Annotated in this window: 13 protein-coding genes; 10 read left to right on the plus strand and 3 right to left on the minus strand. The window is 52.4% G+C overall.

The annotated features are described in order from the left end of the window. Positions 1-48 precede the first annotated feature (48 nt). The 3 genes from mqnE to N7E73_RS14445 all read left to right on the plus strand — a co-directional run bounded on the left by mqnE (position 49) and on the right by N7E73_RS14445 (position 3,167). The gene (mqnE, locus tag N7E73_RS14435; RefSeq protein ID WP_432735597.1) at positions 49-1,137 is read left to right on the plus strand and encodes an aminofutalosine synthase MqnE; all 1,089 of its coding nucleotides are present in this window, start codon (positions 49-51) and stop codon (positions 1,135-1,137) included. Between the two features lie 115 nt (positions 1,138-1,252). After that, positions 1,253-2,350 carry a cyclic dehypoxanthinyl futalosine synthase gene (mqnC, locus tag N7E73_RS14440; protein WP_432735598.1) on the plus strand — a complete coding sequence of 366 codons (1,098 nt, stop codon included), beginning with the start codon at positions 1,253-1,255 and terminating at the stop codon, positions 2,348-2,350. Continuing rightward, positions 2,343-3,167 carry a menaquinone biosynthetic enzyme MqnA/MqnD family protein gene (locus tag N7E73_RS14445; protein WP_432735599.1) on the plus strand — a complete coding sequence of 275 codons (825 nt, stop codon included), beginning with the start codon at positions 2,343-2,345 and terminating at the stop codon, positions 3,165-3,167. The genes mqnC and N7E73_RS14445 overlap by 8 nt, the downstream gene beginning before the upstream one ends. A 150-nt stretch (positions 3,168-3,317) precedes the next feature. Here the strand turns inward: N7E73_RS14445 and N7E73_RS14450 are convergent, their stop codons facing one another. Both N7E73_RS14450 and N7E73_RS14455 read right to left on the minus strand, forming a co-directional pair. Then, positions 3,318-5,813: an AAA family ATPase gene (locus tag N7E73_RS14450; RefSeq protein ID WP_432735600.1), complete on the minus strand. Its 2,496-nt coding sequence runs from the start codon at positions 5,811-5,813 to the stop codon at positions 3,318-3,320. A gap of 20 nt (positions 5,814-5,833) precedes the next feature. After that, complete coding sequence (locus tag N7E73_RS14455; RefSeq protein WP_432735601.1) at positions 5,834-6,256, minus strand: Hsp20/alpha crystallin family protein; 423 nt, start codon at positions 6,254-6,256, stop codon at positions 5,834-5,836. Positions 6,257-6,600: 344 nt separating this feature from the next. Between N7E73_RS14455 and N7E73_RS14460 the strand changes: the two genes are divergently transcribed. The 4 genes from N7E73_RS14460 to N7E73_RS14475 all read left to right on the plus strand — a co-directional run bounded on the left by N7E73_RS14460 (position 6,601) and on the right by N7E73_RS14475 (position 9,933). After that, positions 6,601-7,392, plus strand: a complete 792-nt coding sequence (locus N7E73_RS14460; protein ID WP_432735602.1) for a transporter substrate-binding domain-containing protein — start codon at positions 6,601-6,603, stop codon at positions 7,390-7,392. 3 nt (positions 7,393-7,395) lie between these two features. Beyond that, the gene (locus N7E73_RS14465; RefSeq protein ID WP_432735603.1) at positions 7,396-8,430 is read left to right on the plus strand and encodes an ABC transporter permease subunit; all 1,035 of its coding nucleotides are present in this window, start codon (positions 7,396-7,398) and stop codon (positions 8,428-8,430) included. Beyond that, positions 8,431-9,195: an amino acid ABC transporter ATP-binding protein gene (locus N7E73_RS14470; protein ID WP_432735604.1), complete on the plus strand. Its 765-nt coding sequence runs from the start codon at positions 8,431-8,433 to the stop codon at positions 9,193-9,195. 213 nt (positions 9,196-9,408) lie between these two features. Continuing rightward, entirely contained in the window at positions 9,409-9,933 is a 525-nt protein-coding gene (locus N7E73_RS14475; RefSeq protein WP_432735606.1) for a type 1 glutamine amidotransferase domain-containing protein, read from the plus strand. A gap of 76 nt (positions 9,934-10,009) precedes the next feature. On the opposite strand, the gene N7E73_RS14480 is transcribed toward N7E73_RS14475, so the two are convergent. Next, on the minus strand, positions 10,010-11,560 hold the full coding sequence (locus N7E73_RS14480) for a methyl-accepting chemotaxis protein (protein WP_432735607.1): 1,551 nt from the start codon (positions 11,558-11,560) through the stop codon (positions 10,010-10,012). Between the two features lie 242 nt (positions 11,561-11,802). Here N7E73_RS14480 and N7E73_RS14485 point away from each other — a divergent pair, with 242 nt between their 5' ends. From N7E73_RS14485 to N7E73_RS14495, 3 genes are read left to right on the plus strand one after another with little or no spacing between them, the layout of a single operon-like run. Further along, positions 11,803-12,852 (plus strand): hypothetical protein, encoded by a 1,050-nt coding sequence (locus tag N7E73_RS14485; protein WP_432735608.1) that lies wholly within the window; start codon positions 11,803-11,805, stop codon positions 12,850-12,852. Beyond that, a complete protein-coding gene (locus tag N7E73_RS14490) occupies positions 12,842-13,930 on the plus strand; it encodes an FUSC family protein (protein WP_432735609.1) in 1,089 nt (362 codons plus the stop codon). The genes N7E73_RS14485 and N7E73_RS14490 overlap by 11 nt, the downstream gene beginning before the upstream one ends. Positions 13,931-13,960: 30 nt before the next feature. After that, positions 13,961-15,082, plus strand: coding sequence for an AI-2E family transporter (locus N7E73_RS14495; protein ID WP_432735610.1), 1,122 nt, complete (start codon positions 13,961-13,963; stop codon positions 15,080-15,082). Positions 15,083-15,148 lie beyond the last annotated feature (66 nt).

The following is a 15,148-nucleotide window of genomic DNA, read 5'->3' on the forward strand; positions in this document are numbered from 1 at the left end:
GACATGCCCGGACCCGACTTTTATCTACTCCTGAACAAAGGTGAATATATGATTTCAAAAAACTATTTTCAAAATGCAGGGCTGGGCTCGATTCTGGATAAAGTCATTTCAGGTGAAAGGCTTTCCATTGATGACGGGCTGGCCCTTTATGATTGCCCGGACCTGAACGCTCTGGGTGCCCTTGCTTCCATCAAGCGTCGTGCAATGCACGGTGACAAGACCTTTTATGTGATCAACAGGCACATCAACTACACCAATATCTGCGTAAACGGTTGCCTGTTCTGCGCGTATGCCCGTGAGCATGGCGAGGAAGGTTCATTCCAGCTCAGCAGGGAACAGATTCTCGATAAGTTGAAAAACGCGCCAGTTGCTCCCCGCGAAGTACACGTGGTCGGCGGCTGCCATCATGATATTCCCCTAAAATTTTTTGAGGAAACATTTGCCGAGATCAAGAAGGAGCTTCCACAGGCGGTGATCAAATCCTTTACTGCGGTCGAGATTGATCATCTGGCCACTACAGAAGGGATCAGTTCCGTTGAAGTACTCAAGCGTCTGCAGGCTGTCGGTGTCGAAATGATGCCTGGCGGCGGCGCTGAAATTTTCGACTCGGAAGTTCGCCACAGGATCTGTCCGAAAAAGATCGATGCAGAAAACTGGTTGCGTATTCACGGTGAAGCTCACGAGCTGGGCTACACCACCAACTGCACCATGCTTTTCGGGCATATTGAATCTGCTGCGCACCGTGTAGACCATCTTGACCGGCTGCGCCGCCAGCAGGACAAGTCCGGAGGCTTCAACTGTTTTATCCCTCTGCCGTTCCTCACCGAAAACAGCAGACTCAAGATTGAAGAACCGTTGACCGGTGTTGATGAACTGCGCACCACCGCGGTCAGCAGGCTCATGCTGGATAACATTCCGCACATCAAGGCTTACTGGGTCATGCTTGGAGTCAAGCAGGCGCAGGCCGCACTGCATTTCGGTGCTGACGATTTTGACGGAACTGTTGTCGAGGAAAAAATCGGCCATATGGCCGGCGCGTCTTCTGATCAGGCCCTGACCAGGACCGAACTGGAAGAGATGATCAGAGGGTGCGGTTTCACTCCGGTTGAGCGCGACGCGAAATTCAATGAGATTTAACCTCCGGCTGATCTCAGGGAAATGTGCCGTCACCAGTGCAGAACGTGTTCAATAGTTTTTTAGACTGACCGTACCCGGTACCAGCTTCGGGTCGGAATCAGAGGAAGATATAGCTATGACAGATTTAACAACCAGTCCGGCAGAAGTGCTGGAAATAGGTGCCAAGGTTGAGGCCGGAGAGCGGATTGATTTCAACGAGGCCCTGACCCTTCTTGAAAAGGCCGACCTTTTTGATCTGGCGAATCTTGCGCATGGCATCAGGATGAAGAAACATCCCGAGCCCAACGTAACCTACGTCATCGACCGCAATATCAACTACTCCAACATCTGCGAATGCGGATGCCGGTTCTGTGCTTTCTACAAGGCTCCCGGACAGGAAGGCGGATTTGTAATCAGCCGGGAGGAACTCGGCCGTAAGATTCAGGAAACCATCGATCTTGGTGGAACCCAGATCCTGATGCAGGGTGGGCACAACCCTGACCTGCCGCTGACCTTCTATGAGGAAATGCTCCAGTTCATAAAAGACAATTATCCGGTGCACATTCACGCCTTTTCACCGCCGGAAGTGGTCTATTTCAGTGAACTGGAAGGTATCAGCATCGAGGATGTTCTCAAGCGGCTCATCAAGGCCGGTCTTGCTTCCATTCCCGGTGGCGGGGCAGAGATTCTTGTGGATGAGGTTCGCAAGAAGATCGCTCCGAAGAAGTGTTCCGCCGGCATGTGGCTGGAAGTGATGGAAGCGGCTCACAACCTCGGCCTGCGTACCACTGCTACGATGATGTTCGGGCACGAGGAAAGCGTGGAAGACCGGGTGAAGCACCTTTTTGCTCTGCGCGAGGTGCAGGATCGTACCGGCGGGTTTACCGCCTTCATCCCCTGGACCTTCCAGCCGGACAACACAAATATTCCCAAGGCCCGTAAGATGACCAGCGTTGAATACCTGCGCATGCTGGCTGTTTCGCGTATCGTGCTGGACAACTTCGACAATCTTCAGGTCTCCTGGGTGACCATGGGACCGAAAATTTCACAGCTAGCCCTTTATTACGGCGGCAATGATTTCGGTTCAACCATGATCGAGGAAAACGTGGTCCGGGCCGCCGGGGTCAGCTTCCGTCTGTCCGAACAGGAGATCCACAACCTGATCAGGAAGGCCGGATTCGTCCCCAGACAACGCCTGATGGATTATACCCTCGTAGAGGCCCGAAATGAATAGAGTAAAGGTCGGTCGAATTTCATATCTCAATGTGCTGCCCATCTACCATCCGCTGGAGACCGGACTCATCGGGAACGATTTCGATTTCGTATACGGACCGCCCGCACAGTTGAACACCATGATGTCCGAGGGGCTGATGCATATCTCGGCCAATTCATGTGTCGAGTACCTGCGTCATTCGGAGCAGTACCTGCTGCTTCCTGATCTTGCCATCGGCAGCAGGGGGCCGGTGCAGTCGGTGATAATGATCAGCCGCAAGCCCCTTGAGCAGCTCAAGGGCTGTAATGTGCTGGTCAGTGCGCAGACACATACTTCCGCCGCACTGCTCAAGATTCTGCTGACCGAGTATATTGCCCTCAACCCGACATATGAAACCGGAAATGCAACCGAGCTGCTTGAGTCCGGTGAACGCCCGGAAGCTATTCTGTGCATCGGCGACGAGGCTCTCAACCTGCGCAAGCATGAAGATTATCCCTACATCTTTGACCTAGGCGAAGAGTGGATCCGCTGGACCGGACTGCCGTTCATTTTCGGAATCTGGCTGGTCCGCCGGGACGTGGCCGAGCGTGAGGATGTGAAGGAAGCAGTACGCTCCCTGATAAGGGGAAAACTGTGGGGGCAGAAAAACATTGAGCTTGTATCAGAGCTGACAGCCGAGAACAGCATCCTTAATCTTGAGGAAGCCCGGTCATATTATGACGGGCTGGTTTATGACCTCGGTGAAAGGGAACTTGAAGGGCTCAAGGTTTTTGCCAAGTATCTGCTCAAGACAGGACAGATTTCGCATATCCCGGAACTTGAGTTTATTGATATCTGAGCCTTTCTGTAATCGGATGCCTCCGGCGTCTAGCTCAGAGCATCAGAAAGCGCGTAGCTTATCAATATAAAGAAAGGCCTCAATATCATAGGATATTAAGGCCTTTCTTGGTTGTGTTACCCGACGGCAGTTTTTGACGTTCTGCAGTGTTTATTTACCGCACCCGCAGGAACCGCCGGATTTTTTCTTGTCGTCTTTTTCATCGTCGTTATCACTGCCGAAGTTCTTGAGTCCTTCAGCCAGCTCAACAAGGCGGGCGTTGACCTTTCCGTAGATGGATTCTTCCGGGTACTTGCCTTCAGCATCCTTCTGTCCGGCTGGCAGGCCGGTGAGGATTTCAATTCCCTGTTCGATGTTCTCGACGGACCAGATGTGGAATTTGCCTTCACGTACAGCGTCGAGAACTTCCTTGCGTAGCATGAGGTCCTTTACGTTGGGTTCAGGAATCATGACTCCCTGTTCCCCGGTCAGGCCGGCGTGCTTGCAGCAGAGGTAGAATCCCTCAACTTTCTGGTTTACTCCGCCGATGGGCTGGACCTCGCCTTTCTGGTTCACGGATCCGGTAACGGCAATGCCCTGACGGATGGGCACTTCGGCAAGGCTGGAGAGCAGGGCATAGAGTTCAGTGGAGGAAGCCGAGTCTCCGTCGATTCCGCCGTATGACTGTTCAAAGGCGATACTTGCGGTGAGGGAGAGCGGTTTGTCCTGCGCAAACTGGCGTCGCAGGAATCCGGAAAGGATGAATATTCCCTTGTTGTGGGTGGGACCGGACATGTCTGATTCCCGTTCAATATTTATGATGCCGCCCTTGCCCATGGCTGTTACGGCAGTGATTCGCGAAGGCTTTCCGAAGGAGTAGTCGCCCAGCGAGTACACGGCCAGTCCGTTGACCTGCCCGGTAACAGCTCCGTCTGTATCAACATAGAGGCTGCCGCGGTCGATCATTTCCTGCAACCGCTCCTCAGCCTGATTCGAGCGTTTGCGGTGGGCCGAAATGGCTTTTTCAACGTGCTTGGCCTGAACGCAGTCCGAGCCGTTGCGTCCGGCGTAATGGCTTGCCTCACCGAGCAGGTCAGCGAGCAGGGGGAAGGAAGTGGTTATTTTTTCCTGACGTCCGGCCATGCGCACGGCCTGCTCAATGATTGCGGCTACACCAGTACTGTCAAATGGCATGAGCCCATCTTTCTCTATCATCCGGCTTATGAATTTGGAGACCGCGTTGATTGATTCCTCATTATTGTCCATGGATGTTTCGAAGTCGGCGCGCACCTTGAATATCTTGGGCACATCAGCATCGTAATGCCGCAGCAGCTGGTAGAGATACGGTTCTCCCAGCACCACAACCTTTACATCCATTTCAATCGGCTCCGGTTTGAGGCCCGTGGATGAAATGAAGTAGTACGGGTCGAAGGTTTCGATTTCGATTTTTTCTGTTTTGAGTGAGCGTTTGAGTGTGGACCATACACCGGGTTCAACAATGGCATCCATGAGGTTGATTACCAGATAGCCTCCGTTGGCCTTGATGAATGACCCTGCCTTGATTTTTGTGAAGTCGGCCCGCCAGCCTCCCTGTCGGTCCATTACGCGTTCAATGGAGCCGAAAAGGTTGCGATAGGTGGGATAGGCTTCAAATATAACCGGTGGGCCGCTCTGCTCGGCGTTGTCGACCAGCTGGTTTACCTGATAAGGGTGCAGAATTGTATCGGCTTGCGGCGGCATGAACATCATGCCACCTTCCATTGCCTGGGGCCTTTTGCCGATCATACGAAGGGAGTCGAGATCTTCGCTCATGTTTTCGAGCATTTCATCGAAATACTTCTGGGTCTTTTCTGTAGGGTATTTATCCCTCATTGTCCCTATAAGGTCCTGAGCCAGGGTCATGAACATAAGCTTGTCCACGTCTTCACTCTTTTTTTTGACTTCTTTTTGAAGATTACGAACCTGAGTGAGAATATTGTCGATTTCCTCTTTAAGTTCTTTCTGCTTTATTTTCAGCTTTTCGAATTCATCGCGGGGAAACCGGCCCTTGTCCACTTTTTCCTCAAGCTGGATCATACGCATTGGCTCGCCGTCTACCAGCGGAACAACATCAGGACGCTGGTAGTGTCCCATCTGCATGTTGACTATGACCAGTCCGGAATCTTTGACCTTGTCCTCTATTCCTTGAAAGAATTCGCGGGTCTGCTTTTCGTGCTTCTCGATGATTTCATTCTTTCTGGCCATGTATTCCTGGCTCTCGAAAAGCTGAGGGACTTCTCGTTTTATGCCTTCGATAAATTCATGCATATCTTTTTTGAATTCCGTTCCCTGTCCGGCCGGCAGACGGATCAGGATGGGAGATTCGTTGGCTTTGAAATTATTTACATAGAGCAGGTCGTCAGGGATGGTGTTGGCTTTGGAAAGTTCCCTGAGCATTTTTTTCACTGTGGCCTGTTTGCCTGTCCCGGCCGGGCCGGTTACGAAAATGTTGTAACCCTTGAGCTGCATGCCGATTCCAAAACGGAAGGCCTCAACTCCTCGGCACTGGCCGATGATTTCATCTTCGGGTACAAGGTCGTCTGTTGTGCTGAAGGGCAGCGATTCAGGATTGAGGGTCCACCTGAGTTTATCCAGCGGAAGTTCTCTCTCTTTCAGAATGTTGGTCATGGCGATCTCCGGAGCTCAGATTAGTCAGCGTTGATGGAAATAACTTTGTGGGGTTTGATTATGCATTTGAGCAGGACGATTTTCAGTACTCCATCTTTGAATGAAGCCCTGACATTTTCCGGGTCCACTCTGCACGGCAGGGGAATGGTCTTCTTGAATTGACTGGACTGGCGTCCGCCTTCGAAAGTTACTTTCTTTTCACCTGAAATGGTCATGGATGTTTCGGTGACTTTTACTTCCAGATCTTCGGCCTGGAAGCCGGGCATTGTTGTGGAAACCTCCAGCGAATCTCCGATCTCCTCCATCTGTGTTCTTGGTGTGCAGTCAATTATTCCGCATACGGAAGGGATGCCGTAATCATGGCAGAGGCTGTTGAACAGTCTGTCCATATCGCTTTTCAGCTTTTCAAGTTCACGGCTTCCCCATGAAGTAAGGTTAGGCATTTACAGTCTCCTTGTTAGTAGCCGATTGGAGTATGAGTTATAAACAGGTTAGCATACGGAGAAAAAGGTTAGCAACCGCTTTGCATGGCGGGGAAATACTTTAAGTGTATTTTATAATGATCGGAATTTTACGGGTTGTTTGTCTGTAATATACTTATGATCCTCACAAATTTGGCGAAAAAGCTTTCTTAAGTTCAGTTTTGGTCGGGCAACAGTCTTGCAAGTTGGCGCTTCATGGGCTATTCGATTCAACGCTTCGGGTTTTTGACAGGCTGGCTGGAAGCGTTTTCCCTGCCACAGTCAGAGAGCCGGAAGTGTATTACCAAATTTTTTAGGAGTGACGCATGAAAAGGGTATTAGTAATTCTCATGGTTGCAATGATGCTGGCATTCGCAACCTCCGCTATGGCTGCTGACGGTTCCCTGGAAAAAGTCCAGAAGGCCGGACAGCTTGTGATCGGTCTGGATGACACTTTCGCTCCCATGGGCTTCCGTCAGGACGATGGTACACTGGTCGGTTTCGACGTTGATGCTGCTGAAGAAGTCGGCAAACGTCTCGGAATCAAGATCGTATGGCAGCCCACCGCATGGTCCGGTGTTGTTCACTCCCTGAATGCCAAAAAGTTCGACTGCATCTGGAACGGCATGACCATCACCCCCGAACGTGAAAAAGCTGTTTCTTTCACCAAGCCCTACATCATGGACGGCCAGATTGCCGTTATCGCCATGGGCAACTCTGCCATCAAGTCCCACGCTGATCTCGGCGGCAAAGTTGTCGGCGTACAGAAAGGTTCCCCCGCACTTGAGGCTGCAAAGTCCCTCAATCCTGCTGCAAAGGAAATCCGTGAATACGACACCAACGTTAAAGCTCTGCTCGACCTCGAGTCCGGCCGTCTTGATTCCGTTGTTGTAGACAACATCGCAGGCCGCTACTCCATGGCACAGCGTCCCGGCAAGTACGTTGCACTTCCCGGCTACATCACCAGCGAAGCTTTCGGTATCGCTTTCCGTCAGGATGATGTTTCCCTCAGGGAAGCTGTACAGAAGACCATCGACGAAATGATCGCTGACGGAACAATGGGTAAAATTTCCCGCAAGTGGTTCGGTGAAGATGTCACCAACCCCGCTAAATGGTAAGGTATGTTTAATTTAAATAATAAACTCGGAAAGAGCGGGGCAGTCGCCTCGCTCTTTCTGCTGTTTGCTCTTCTGATCTTTCCGGCTGTATCGTCAGCCGCTGTTGATGCCGATTCCCTGCTCAAGCAGGCCCGTGACGCACTCGCCGTCGGGCATATAGACCAGGCTTGTGCCCTGTTCGAAAAGGTTCCCGCTCCCGGCGTGGAAGGGGATGACGGACAGTTCGTCTATTCCCGCATGCAGCTTGCCCGTCTCAGCTATTCCATGAAAGATCCGGTCAAGGCCCGCTCCTATGCGGAGCAGGTTGTGGCCGTTTATCCGGACAACGTGGAAGCAAAGAATTTCCTGACCTCTCTCGACCGGGAAACCAGACCCGAATGGCAGAAGACCCTTGACGACTGCAAGCGGTTCATGCCGAACCTGCTTAAGGGTGCGTCCATGACGCTCGTGCTGGTATTCTTCACCATGATCGTCTCACCCATCGGCGGCCTGTTCATCGCGTTGGGCAAGATCAGCCGTATGCAGCCGTTCACCTCCATCAGCTGGTTCATCATCTGGTTCTTCCGCGGCACACCGCTTCTGCTGCAGCTGTTCTTTATTTATTACGGACTGCCTGCGATAGGCATTACTCTTTCTCCGCTGGCTGCGGCACTTATCGGTCTGGGTATCAACTACTCGGCCTATCTCGCCGAGATCATCAGGGCCGGAATCGAATCCATCGACGACGGACAGACCGAGGCAGCCAAGGCTCTTGGCATGACCTACGGCCAGACCATGCGCCGGGTCATCATCCCCCAGACGTACAAGCGGATCATCCCGCCCATCGCCAACGAGTTCATTGCGCTCATCAAGGACACCGCCCTTGTATCCACCATCGCCATGGTTGAACTCATGCGTGCGGCGGATCAGATGTTCAACGCATATTTTAACGTGACCGTGCTTGTAATGGCGGCGGCCATCTATCTCATTTTCACCACCGTGTTCACCTTCGTTTTCGAGAAGATTGAATATAAGGTGGGAATATACGAAAGGCGTTAAATGGAAACTATTTTAGAACTCAAGCAAGTCGTCAAGCGGTTCGGTAAGCTTACCGCGGTCAATCATATCGACCTTAAGATCAACAGGGGCGAGAAGGTTGTAATCGTCGGTCCCAGCGGATCTGGTAAGTCTACACTGCTCAGGACCATGAATTTTCTCGAGACCATCGATTCCGGGGAAATCCAGTTCGAAGGCAAGCCCTGCGGCTACATTTACAAGGACGGAAATCCGGTGCTGGATTCCCAGAAGAATCTCTGTGCCCTTCGCTCCGAGATCGGCATGGTATTCCAGCAGTTCAACCTGTTCCCGCACATGACTGTGCTCCAGAACGTTATGGAGGGGCAGGTCACCGTGCTCAAGAAGAGCAGGGAAGAAGCCGAGGAAGTCGCTTTGCAGATGCTGAACAAGGTCGGGCTGTCTGACAGGGCCACCGTTTTTCCGGTGACACTCTCCGGCGGCCAGAAACAGCGTGTTGCCATTGCCCGGGCATTGGCCATGAAGCCCAAGATGATGCTTTTCGATGAGCCCACCTCCGCACTCGATCCCGAGCTGGTCGGAGAGGTCTTCGATACCATCCGTTCCCTGGCCGAGGACGGCATGACCATGGTCATCGTCACTCACAACATGGGCTTTGCCCGTGAAATTGCCGATACAGTAATATTCATGGAGACCGGTGATTTCATCGCTACCGGAACTCCTGCCGAATTCTTTTCCGCGGAAACGCAGCATCCGCGCATCAAGGAATTCATGGATAAGCTGCTCTAAATTCCTGCCGCTCATTCGCACAGGAGACGGCTGTTGCATTAAAAAACGGGGACCGCAGTATCATTCGTGATACCGCGGTCCCTTTTCTGTGTCCTTGTGGCAGTCTGTGTGGATGTGTTACTTATTTTGAGGTGTTTCGGGCGTGAGGTCTCCGCGTATAAATCAAATCGAGCAAAAGCGCACAGCGCATCAAAGAATAGGAAGGAGATTCGAATGAAACTGAAAGATAAACGTGTGTTGATGTTTGTGGATAATGTTTTCGAGGACATGGAACTTCTGTACCCCTATTACCGTTTGATAGAGGAGGGAGCCGAGGTTGTTGTCGCCGGTCCTGAGTATGGAGAGGTCTACACAGGCAAAAACGGGTATCCTTTCCGTTCAACTGCCGCCATCGCCGACATGAATGCTGATGATTTCGACCTGCTGGTGATTGCGGGCGGCTTTGCTCCTGATAAACTTCGCCGTGATCCCAAAGTGCTTGAACTTACCCGTGAGATTCATGAGGCCGGAAAAGTTGTGGCCCATATCTGCCATGCCGGCTGGATTCCCATTTCCGCGAGGATCATGAAGGGCTTCACCTGCACTTCCACCCCCGGAATCAAGGATGACCTTGAGAACGCCGGAGCCATCTGGGTGGACGAAGAGGTCGTTGTGGACCGCAATCAGGTTTCTTCCCGCAAGCCGGACGACCTGCCTGCCTTCTGCCGTGAGATTATAAAACTTGCAGCCAAGTCATAGTGGACAAGACCGTTGAAAGCCCTGTGCGTTTATAATGCACAGGGCTTCATGGTTGTCTGTCGCCGATTTTAAGGGACTATTTTATTTTGAAGAATGCTGTTTCTTCTGCCAGCTCATCAGCCTGATCGGAAAGCTCTTTGGTCGTGGCTGCAATCTGCTCAGCAGCAGAAGCATTTTGCTGGATGACATTGTCCAGTTCCTGCAGGGCAGTGTTTACCTGCGAAGCTCCTTCTCCCTGTTCGCGGCTGGCCGCCGCTATTTCCTGAACATATTCTGCTGTTTTCTGAATTTCAGGCACCAGTGCCGCCAGTTTCTGTTCCGCCAGGTTGGCGACTGTGGAGCTGGAATTAGAAATGGTGATTATTTCTACAGCTGCTTTTCCGCTCCTCTCGGCAAGTTTGCGCACTTCTGATGCCACAACGGCAAATCCCTTGCCATGTTCCCCTGCACGGGCCGCCTCAATTGCGGCATTCAGGGCCAGCAGGTTTGTCTGGCGGGCAATATCATCAATAACCAGAATCTTGTCCGCTATTTTTGTCAGGGCCTCCAGAGCCTGTGAGAGGGCCTTACCGCTTTCCTGTGCATCAACTGCCGCCTGCCTTGCAATTGCTTCGGTCTTGTTGGAGTTTTCGGCGTTCTGCTTGATGCTGGAAGTCATTTCTTCCATTGTTGATGCTACTTCCTGAATACTGGAGGCCTGACTTGCGGCTCCGTCAGCCAGGCTTTGCGCTGCATCGGACAATTCGCTGCTGCCGGTACTGACTGATGATGTTGCCTGTATAACTGACTCGATTACATGGGTAACACTTTCCATCATTGTGTTCAGGGAATCCTTTACCTTGCCTACCTCGTCGTGGCGATCCACTTTCAGCCTGTTGGTGAAATCCCCGTTAGCCATGGAGTTGGTCTGTTCCGTGACCTCTTCCAGGGGTCTGGCGACAGTGCTTCTTATGAGGAATATTGCTGCCAGTGAGATCAGGCCTACTGTCGCCAGAGTCCAGAGCGATACGTTTATTATCGCGGCAGAGGTCCGTTCCCTGGCCGGCTGCAATGATGTTATGATCTCAAATGCCCCGTGAATTTCTCCAACGTACCAGCCTTCCTTGATGCCGCCTGTAACATCTTTGCTGCCGGCCGGTCCTCCGTGGCAGTACAGGCACTCTTCCGTCAGCTTGATGGCTTTGAAATAGCGTATCTGGTTATCTTCATAAATGGTCACTTCGTCTACTCCGGTGGTTTTCATTTGTGTGAGAACGCCGCTTTCAAGCGGAGTGGGGCGGTTCTGCGGACTCCTCGGTGATTCTTTCGGTACCCTGAAGCTGTACCCAGCGCTTTCTGAATTACTCATAACCATATTGATAGCGGTGATGACCGGGACGGCACTGACGATCTTATCATCAGGAATTTCAGAGAACGGTTTGATGATGCCGGAATTTAATTTTTCACTCATCTGATTACGGGCGGCCTCAGCCATATGGACTATGCTCTTGCTTTTGCTCAGTAGTGAATCTTTAGCCTCGAGGTTGATGGATGAAATCTGCAACACACTCATAATAATAGCTATTATTGTTGGTCCGGCCAGGGCAATGATGATTGTTTTGGTCTTGATGTTAACTCGCTGCAGCATGATTGAGCCTCTCGATATTTCTTTTTATTGCTGTTCTATATGGACGCAGCTGATTCAGAGTATCATCTGTTTGAGATTTGTTTCAACAGAAATGTAAGCGGTTCTCCATGTTGAAAAACTATGGTTCGCAATTGTTACCTCCACGGAGTTGATGTTTGAATGTCCATGCTTTAGTGTGAGAGGCGATGAATAAAATAATATCAGAATTTTACAGAATTTTTATCAGGCCAGTGGATCCGGGGATGTTCATTACCAAGTATGCCCTGAAGTCCGTTGCAGCTTGTTCTGTGGCTTTGCTGCTGGCATGGATGTTTGGTGCCGGGGGAAAGTTCATTCAGTGGTGCGCGTACGGATCGGTGGTTGTGGCCCTGTTTCGGGCGGGAAGTACACTGGCCCGTCGCAAGATGGTTGCAGCTGTAATTACTGCCACACTGATGTGTCTGGTGCCGGTCTCCACATGGATGGGTAATTATCAGGGCTGGCTGGAAGTCTATCTGTTCGTGCTGGCCTTTATGGTTTTTTTTGTTCCTGTACTGGGCATGTCAGCAGCAACTGCGGGCATGGGGATCCTTATCGTTAATATGTTGGCCCTGACTTCACCGGATTCCTTTGCTGCGGGATTGTTCCGGTCCGGAGCACTGCTGTTCGGTGCATCGGTCTCATATCTGTTTCTGTTCCATGTGATGCCCATGAAGCCGGATAAGATTCTGACCCGTGCAGGTGCGGTGGCTCTGACCGACATAGGCGACTATTTCAGGGCGGTGGCATCTTCCAGCGGCAGCAAGGCGGATCTTGATGAAATTTCTCAGATCCATGAGCGTTCAGTCGAATCCCTTCGGCGCTACAGGCGGTTCATGGAGGCCATGAACGTGGACCCGGTCAAGGAACTGGGAAGCTATGAAGGGCCGTCGGCTCTGTACGCGTTGCTGGTGCGCATGTTCGAGGCCGTTGTCGGGCTGGCCAACAGCCGCCGTTTTGCAGACCACAGTCCAGTGTTTTCCGCCATGCGGTTCAAGTTCAGTGATATTGCAGGGCGCAGTGCCGTTGCCTTTGATGTGCTGGCGGCCAAGCTGAGTACCGGAAAGGGCGAGCTGGACCTCAAGGCCATTGAGGACGGTATCGCAGGGCTTGAAGGGGAACTGCTGCAACTGGGAGCCTACCGGCGCGATGCCGGGTTGCGTGATGAATTTCTTGAGGCATGGGGGGCCATCTACGGGCTCAAGAATCTTGTCCTTGAGTTCTCGGAGATGAACAAGGTCTGTTGTACGGGAGGTTCCTGCAGTGTTCGCTGATCAGTTCAAGATACTTCGTCGCGAGCTGCGGCCTGATTCCGTGCCCTTCCGTCATGCCGTAAAAGCTGCTGCAGCAATTACTTTTGCCGTTGTAGCGGCCCGTTTTCTGGAGTTGCGCCACGCTGTGTGGCTTCCGGTCAGCGTAATTGTTGTGATGCGTCCTTCGGTGGGAGGAACCCTGCGTTTAGGCTGGAAACGCTTGTGGGGTACTGTGTTAGGGGCTGCCGTCGGGGTGGGAATTCTATTCCTTGAGCCTGGAACAGCAGTTCTTGCAAGTCTGATAGCACTCTCGTTCTTTCTCATGATCCTGTTGCGGGTTTTCAATTATACGGCCTTTTCCAGTTGCCTGACCATCGGGGTTATACTGCTGCTGGGCGTGGTTTTTACCGACGGATGGCAGTTCGGGCTGGAACGCATACTGGATACCTTTCTTGGTGTTGCCATCGGTATAGCGGCCTCTTTCGGGGTCTGGCCCAACATGGCCCGCAAGAATCTGCGTAAGAAGATGGCGCAGTTGGTATCTCTGCAATCCACCCATTTCAAGAAGCTGTCCGAATCCTATCTTTACGGCGGGGTAAGGGAGGGAGAGCTGGTCATGAGTCGCATCGAGGCCTCGAACATGCTCGACGAATGTGCCGAGTCCTTTCGGGAGGCAGCAGCAGAGCCGGGCTTGCAGGGCTGGCAGCGCGAGGACCTGACCCGTCTGCTGCGGACTTTTACGCGCATGCACAGTCTGCTGGTCAGCATGGCGACCATCATCCGCCGCGGTTACGGCGGCCCGCTTCCGTCCATCGCCGAGGGGATGAGGAATATCCTGACCCGGACCGTGGACTACTATGCCTGGTTGGAGTGCTATTCGGCCACGCCGGATGAATGCCCGGAGGAACCGGATTTCAGTCAGGCTGTTGATGATTTCATGAAGGCTGTGGGAGATGCCCGTGTTCGCGGCGATTTTGAGGATGTTCCGCTTGAACGGCGCAATAACATATCGGCATTTATCTGGAATATCCGGGCACTGGGCAGTGAGATAGAAAGGTCCGGACGCAGGATGCGTGAGCTGCGTTACGGGCGGGTATGATTTTGATCAACCTTTTATGGATGGTGACATATGTTGGATGACAGAACTCCGTACACGTTTGACCGCGTGGTCCGGCTGGTGCTTGGAGCCGGATTTATCTGGATCAGCGTGCAACTGCTGGGGGCCTTGAGTGATGTGCTGATCCCCTTTGCCGTGGCCCTGACTCTGGCTTATCTTCTCCATCCTCTGGTCTGTTTTACCGGGAGATATGTCAGGAACCGCACGGCAGCGGTTCTGCTGACCCTGTTGGTGCTCATGGTCCCGACCGTTAAGCTTTTCTGGCTGGCCCTGCGTGCCGTGGGCGGTGAGCTTAAGCATACCGGAATGCTTCTGGCCAGTTTTGTAAATGACTCGGCCGTGGCGCGCCGTGCCGCCGAGTACATTCCCGAGGACATCTGGAAGAAGGTTCTTGAACTGGCTAAAGAGGAGGATGTGCGTTCCTTCCTTACCGAATCAGGGCTGACGAACATGCTTCAGGCCTCTGTTCAGAAAGCATTACCCGGCATATGGAATATTGTCAGCGGCTCGGCCCAGACTCTTGCTGCATTGGCCGGGGTTTTCGTCATTATCCTTTATCTGGTTTTCCTGCTCACGGATTACGACAAGCTTTCCAGTTGGAAGAACCAGATTCCCTCCCGTTATCGGCAGCGGGTGGGGGCCTTTGTGGAAGAGTTTACCAATGTCACCAACCGTTATTTCCGCACGCAGGCACTCATTGCCCTGATAATCGGCTGCCTGTTTTCAGCCGGTTTTTTGATCATCAAGCTGCCGCTGGCCATACTTCTGGGGATGTTCATCGGGCTTTTGAATATGGTCCCTTATCTGCAGATAATCGGGCTTATTCCGGCATTTTTTCTTGCTGCGGTTGATGCGCTGGCTACCGGAGGAAACCTCTGGTACGCGCTTGGCGGGGTGGGACTTGTTTTTGCGGTGGTGCAGGTGCTTCAGGATGCTGTGCTGGTGCCGAGGCTTCAGGGGGAAAGTCTCGGTCTTTCGCCGTGGATGATCCTGCTTTCCCTGTCCATCTGGGGCAAGCTGCTCGGATTTCTGGGGCTGGTCATGGCCCTGCCTCTGAGCTGCATGGCTCTGGCTCTTTACCGTCAATGGATGCTTGAGAAAGGCGAGTCGTCCGTAGAAGTCGAAGGAACCTGACTTATTTCGATGGCGGAATGATCCGTGGCGGCCCGTGCATTAGTTCGGCAGTATGTGAACTTCTGA

Source organism: Maridesulfovibrio sp. FT414, assembly GCF_050916235.1.
Lineage (GTDB): Bacteria > Desulfobacterota > Desulfovibrionia > Desulfovibrionales > Desulfovibrionaceae > Maridesulfovibrio.

Excerpts from the sequence above, each read along its gene's own strand:
- mqnE (WP_432735597.1), top strand. The coding sequence starts at position 49 with ATGATTTCAAAAAACTATTTTCAAAATGCAGGGCTGGGCTCGATTCTG.
- mqnC (WP_432735598.1), top strand. The coding sequence starts at position 1,253 with ATGACAGATTTAACAACCAGTCCGGCAGAAGTGCTGGAAATAGGTGCC.
- N7E73_RS14445 (WP_432735599.1), top strand. The coding sequence starts at position 2,343 with ATGAATAGAGTAAAGGTCGGTCGAATTTCATATCTCAATGTGCTGCCC.
- N7E73_RS14450 (WP_432735600.1), bottom strand. The coding sequence starts at position 5,813 with ATGACCAACATTCTGAAAGAGAGAGAACTTCCGCTGGATAAACTCAGG.
- N7E73_RS14455 (WP_432735601.1), bottom strand. The coding sequence starts at position 6,256 with ATGCCTAACCTTACTTCATGGGGAAGCCGTGAACTTGAAAAGCTGAAA.
- N7E73_RS14460 (WP_432735602.1), top strand. The coding sequence starts at position 6,601 with ATGAAAAGGGTATTAGTAATTCTCATGGTTGCAATGATGCTGGCATTC.
- N7E73_RS14465 (WP_432735603.1), top strand. The coding sequence starts at position 7,396 with ATGTTTAATTTAAATAATAAACTCGGAAAGAGCGGGGCAGTCGCCTCG.
- N7E73_RS14470 (WP_432735604.1), top strand. The coding sequence starts at position 8,431 with ATGGAAACTATTTTAGAACTCAAGCAAGTCGTCAAGCGGTTCGGTAAG.
- N7E73_RS14475 (WP_432735606.1), top strand. The coding sequence starts at position 9,409 with ATGAAACTGAAAGATAAACGTGTGTTGATGTTTGTGGATAATGTTTTC.
- N7E73_RS14480 (WP_432735607.1), bottom strand. The coding sequence starts at position 11,560 with ATGCTGCAGCGAGTTAACATCAAGACCAAAACAATCATCATTGCCCTG.
- N7E73_RS14485 (WP_432735608.1), top strand. The coding sequence starts at position 11,803 with ATGTTCATTACCAAGTATGCCCTGAAGTCCGTTGCAGCTTGTTCTGTG.
- N7E73_RS14495 (WP_432735610.1), top strand. The coding sequence starts at position 13,961 with ATGTTGGATGACAGAACTCCGTACACGTTTGACCGCGTGGTCCGGCTG.